Genomic DNA, 5,501 nt, shown 5'->3' with positions numbered 1-5,501 from the left:
CCGGTTTTTCTGTTTGGATATGCCGGCCTGAAGGTTTAGGATCGTATTCAGCCGTTCGGTCTTGATCTCATCTGCGATCTGGTCCGGAAGCTCTGCCGCCTGCGTTCCCTCTTCCTGTGAGTACGCAAAGGCGCCGAGATGGTCGAAGCGGGTCTCTGAAACAAAGCCGCATAGTTCCCGGAAGGCGTCTTCGGTTTCGCCCGGGAAGCCGACCATGAGGGTCGTTCTCAGGACCAGTCCCTGGACAGCCTTCCGGAGTTTCTTGATCTGTTCGCGGATGGCTGAAGAGCCTGACTTACGGTTCATGCTCTTGAGGACGGCATCGTTGATATGCTGGATGGGAAGATCCAGGTAAGGGACGATCTTGGGCTCCTCGGCCATGAGGGTGATGAGATCATGGGTGAGGTGGTCCGGATGCACATACATGAGCCGGATCCATTCGAGGCCTCCGATTTGGGACAACCCTCTGATCAGGGGGATCAGATTCCCAGGCTCTCTCCGGTCGCTGCCGAACCCGGCGATGTCCTGCCCGATAAGGATGATCTCCCTTACGCCTCTCTCGCAAAGATCCTCGGCCTCGCTGACCAGATCCTGGTTCTTCCTGCTTTTTTGCGGCCCTCGGATCAGGGGGATGGCACAGTAGGCGCACCGGTTGCTGCATCCTTCGGAGATCTTCAGGTACGCGGTGTAGAACGGGGTCAGGATCGTGCGCTTTTGCGGATGAGCAGTTTGCGCTGCCTCTTCAGGAAGCGGGTTTTTTACGGACAAAATCCGGTCCACCACCTCGACGATCTTCTTCTCTTCCCGGAGCGGGAGAAAACGGTCCACCTCCGGGATCTCGCTTTGAAGTTCACCGGCGTACCGCTCCGCCAGGCAGCCGGTGACCAGAAGCCCTTTGAGTCCGCCATGGGCCCTTCTTTCACAGTAGGAGAGAATGGTATCGATGGACTCCTCCTTGGCGGACTCAATGAATCCGCAGGTGTTGATCAGGATCAGGTCAGCCTCCTCCTCCTTTGATGTAAACTCATAACCGGCCCCGGCCAGCCGCCCGAGCATCTCTTCGCTGTCCACCAGATTTTTGGGGCACCCGAGCGAGACCAGGCCGATTTTTTCCCTCTTCATCTTGCACCCGATCGATTTTTTACGAAGCCGTCCCTCATGGCTGATTGATCACCTCCACCCCTTCCGGAGGCTGGAAAACGAAGAGCGAATCCGGGAGGTCCTGGTTGGTCCGATTATCACGGAAATGAAGCTCGGTCACATTCTTGTAGAGGTCATACTGGTCCACCCGCTCCACCTGGAAGTCGGTCTTGCTGATGAAGAGAAGGATCTTCAGGAGCGGGATCTTTTTCTGGTCTCTGGGCTTAAGTTCCAGGATATACCGAGTGGAGCGGTCGAAGTTCGGGTCCTTGTTGAAGGAGATCGTATAGTCCGCCTCCGCTGATCTCAGGCCTTCGAAGAAGACCATGGGGGAGCGGATCCCTTCCCTGCCGCTGAGATTGATACGCCGGGCCTGTTTCACGTCAGGGGCGTAATAGATGACCATATCCCCGTGGATAAAATACTGGTCTTTTGACGGGGTCTCGTAGTCCCAGCGCATCATCCGGTTCCGCTTGAGATAGACCGTTCCTTCGGAACGCTGGTCCTGCGGAAAAGAAAGGATCCGGGCCAGTTGGATGAAATGCGCCTGAAGATCGGTCATAGCCTTATAATGTTCCTCCACCTTCTGAATCACAGTTGAAAGGTCCAGGGCGGGGGCGCCGTCGGCAAAAGCCCGGGCCGAGAGGCACGCAAGAAAAAGGAGCGCAGCAAGAAGACAAAACCGTACGTTCCTGAAAAGAGATGTTCTAAAAGATCTCATTATCTACTTCCTCCATCATTAATATTGAAATCTTTCCCGACCAGAACCTCGCGGGGCCGGGCGCCGTCCGCCGGCCCGACTACACGCTCTTTTTCCATGCGCTCGATCATACGCGCCGCCCGGTTGTAGCCCACGCGGAGCCTGCGCTGGAGCATGGAGATGGATGCCTGACGGCTTTCGATCACCAGTTGCACCGCGGCATCATAGAATTCATCGTAGGGTTCCTCCTCTTCCTGATCCGATTCGGACTCGAGCCCTACGGTGAGGACCTCCTCGTCATATTCCGGATTCCCCTGCTTCTTCACGAAATCAACCACCTTTCTGATGTCGTCGTCCGACAGGAATGAGCCGTGGAGACGGATGAGCTGCGAGGAGGCCGGCGGCATGAAGAGCATATCCCCCTTGCCGAGGAGGTGCTCGGAGCCGACGGTATCGAGGATGGTCCTCGAATCATACTTGGATGAGACCTGGAATGAGATCCGGGCCGGGAAATTGGCCTTGATGATTCCTGTAATCACATCGGTGGAAGGGCGCTGGGTGGCCATGATGAGATGGATACCCGCGGCACGGGCCATCTGGGAGAGCCTGGTGATGGCCTCTTCCACATTCCTTCCGGCGACCATCATCAGATCCGCCAGTTCATCGATCACGATCACGAGATAGGGGAGCTTTTGAGGTTTCTCTCCCGGATCCTGCTCCTGATTTTTATCCAGCAAAAGGCCCTTTTTTTTCTGCGCCCATTCCTTGATCTCCTTTTCAATGGTCCGGTTGAAACCGATGATATTCCGCACACCTTTTTCCGATAGAAGGATATAGCGCCGCTCCATCTCCTTGACGGCCCAGAAGAGCGCCCCGGCCGCTTTTCTGGAGTCGGTCACCACCGGAGTGATGAGGTGGGGGATCCCGTCGTAGGTGGAAAGTTCCAGCATCTTGGGATCCACCAGGATCATCCGCACCTCTTCGGGGCTGGCGTTGAAGAGGAGACTGATGATCATGGCATTCACGGCCACGGATTTCCCGGAACCCGTGGCGCCGGCCACCAGGAGATGCGGCATCTTGGCCAGGTCGTAATGGAACGGCTCCCCGAAGATATTCTTGCCCAGGGCGAGCTTGAGCTTGGACGGGACCTTTTGATAACTTTCCGAGGTGAGAATATCTTTCATATAGACGTCTTCCCGGTTGTTGTTCGGGATCTCGATCCCCACCGCGGCCTTTCCGGGGAGCGGCGCCACGATCCGGACCCGGACCGCCCGCATGGCCATGGCCAGATCATCGGCCAGGTTGACGATCTTGCTCACCTTGATCCCGGGCGCGGGCTGGTATTCGTACATGGTGACCACGGGCCCGGGATGGACCTCGGTCACCTGCCCGTGGATCCCGAAGTCGGCGAGCTTCTTTTCCAGGATCTCGGAATTCATCAGCAGCTCCTCACGGCTGACCTTTCTTTCGGATTCCGGGGGATCTTCCAGGAGCGTAACCGGCGGGAGGCGGTAGTCCCCGTCCGCGGTGTGAAGATCGAGTTCTTCCTGAAAGACCTCGATCCCCTTGGAAATCTCTTTTTTCTCCTCCACCTTGGGCTTGGGCAGTCTGCTTTTGATCTCGATTTTTTTCTTGAAGACCTCGGTCTTCTGTTCCTTTTCCCTCTGACGGATATATCGGTCTTTTCCCTTCTCATAAAGGGTTTTGAGAACGGCGTAACTCTTTATGGAAAAGGAGAGGATGGAAAACCCCGTAGAAATCATGAATGAGATCAGCAGGATGATCAGTACGATCAGGTAGGTCCCCAGCTTTGCGAACAGATGCAGCATCATCGAAGAGAGCCCTTGCCCCAAAAGGCCGCCGCCCTTATGGATGGTCTGAGAAAAGATCTGAAGGGTCTCGTATTCCAGGCTCAGGAAGGTGGAGAACGAGAGCACAAGGAGAACCCCCCCGATGCCATGGTAGAGAGCCCTCCTCCCGTCCCACTCCTGGTTCTTAAACCGGGTCCCGGCAAAGAGGAAGATAAAGAGAGGGAAGAGATAGGCGGCGGCGCCGAAGAGATGGTAGAGGATATCGGCCGTATAGGAACCGACCAGGCCTCCGTAATTGACCACCCGGCCGTTTCCAGGGGTGGTGAATGAAAGGTCGCTGTTGTGATAGGTCAGGAGGCTGATCAGGATAAAGAGCATGGCTCCCATCAGGACCACCCCAAGTCCTTCGTTGAACCGCCGGTTTTTAAGGAGCTGCTTCACAGTGGCTCACCTCTTAAAAAGTCCGGAATGGATTCCCCATGGATCAAATCCTCAAGGGTCTCCCGGGCGCGGACCACATAAAACCGGTCTTCGGATACCAGGACCTCGGCCGCCCTGGGCCTGGAATTGTAATTCGAAGACATCACAAAACCGTAGGCCCCCACGGACATGACGGATAGGAGGTCTCCCCTGCTGCTCGGCTGGATCTCCCTGTCCTGGGCCATGAAGTCACCGGACTCACAGATCGGGCCGACCACGTCAGCCGCTGCCTTTTCCGATATTCTCCTCTGCACCGGAAGGATTTTGTGATAGGCCCCGTAGAGGCTGGGCCGGATCAGGTCGTTCATCCCCGCATCCACGATGGTGAAATTTTTTCCAAGATTCTCCTTGGTATAAAGGACCCGCGTGATCAGGGCGCCCGCGTTCCCTGCAATGACCCTGCCCGGTTCAAAGATCAGGGTGCAGTTGAGTCCCCGGGTCTTTTCGATCAGCATCTTCCCGTACTCGGTGGGATGCGGCGGCTCTTCTTCGTCATAATTGATCCCGAGCCCGCCCCCCAGGTCCAGATAGCGGATCGTAAAACCATCCTCCCGGAGGGAGTTGATCAGTTCTCTGAGCCGATTCAAGGCGTCTTCAAACGGGCTGAGTTCGGTGAGCTGGGATCCGATATGGCAATCCACGCCCACCGTCTCCACATGGGGGAGGGTCCGGGCCAGGCGGTAGGCCTCCCCGGCCTCCTCAATGGGGATTCCGAACTTGCTCTTCTTGAGGCCCGTGGCGATATACGGATGGGTCCGGGGGTCCACGTCCGGATTCACACGGAACGAGATCCTGGCGGTCTTCCTCATGCTTCCGGCGATCCGGTCAATCTCATGGAGTTCCTGAATGGATTCCACATTGAACATCAAGATGCCGGCATAGAGCGCATTTTCAATCTCCTCTTCGGTCTTGCCCACGCCGGAGAAGACGATCCTGCCGGGATTCCCGCCGCCTTTGAGCGTCCGAAAGAGCTCGCCCCCGGAGACGATGTCAAACCCGGATCCGAGCCTGGCGAAGAGAGAGAGGAGAGCGAGATTGGAATTGGCCTTGACCGAGTAGCAGACCAGGTGATCCGTATCCCTGAGCGCATCCTCGAAGGCATGGTAGTGCCGCTCCAGGGTAGCGGTACTGTAGAGGTAAAGGGGCGTTCCCACCTCTTCGGCCACCCGGCTCACAGGGACTTCTTCGCAGTAGAGGTCATCGCCCTTGTAATGAAAATGATGCATGGATTAAAGACTCCGCTTTCTAACGGGGCTTACCATTGATGAACTCGTAAAAAGTCTAAAAAACCCCCTCTCCCTTGAATGGGAGAGGGTGAGAAATGCTGTGAATTCAGCTTGTTACCCCCCTCCCCTTCATCCCCTCCCACC

General features: G+C 56.4%; 4 protein-coding genes. All 4 read right to left on the bottom strand.

Features of this window, described 5'->3' with window-relative positions; genetic code table 11:
* Positions 1-1,122, bottom strand: a 1,122-nt coding sequence (locus tag AUK29_01710; GenBank protein OIP65989.1) for a ribosomal protein S12 methylthiotransferase RimO, incomplete at its 3' end; no start/stop codon positions are given.
* Positions 1,123-1,156: 34 nt separating this feature from the next.
* A complete protein-coding gene (locus AUK29_01705) occupies positions 1,157-1,861 on the bottom strand; it encodes a hypothetical protein (GenBank protein ID OIP65988.1) in 705 nt (234 codons plus the stop codon).
* The gene (locus tag AUK29_01700; protein ID OIP65990.1) at positions 1,861-4,038 is read right to left on the bottom strand and encodes a hypothetical protein; all 2,178 of its coding nucleotides are present in this window, start codon (positions 4,036-4,038) and stop codon (positions 1,861-1,863) included. The genes AUK29_01705 and AUK29_01700 overlap by 1 nt, the downstream gene beginning before the upstream one ends.
* Positions 4,039-4,088: 50 nt before the next feature.
* Complete coding sequence (locus AUK29_01695; GenBank protein ID OIP65987.1) at positions 4,089-5,357, bottom strand: diaminopimelate decarboxylase; 1,269 nt, start codon at positions 5,355-5,357, stop codon at positions 4,089-4,091.
* Positions 5,358-5,501: the final 144 nt, after the last annotated feature.

The organism is Nitrospirae bacterium CG2_30_53_67 (assembly GCA_001873285.1).
Taxonomy (GTDB): Bacteria; CG2-30-53-67; CG2-30-53-67; order CG2-30-53-67; family CG2-30-53-67; genus CG2-30-53-67.
The sequence above is the reverse complement of the archived record's forward strand: the minus strand, read 5'-3'. Positions and strand labels throughout refer to the sequence as shown.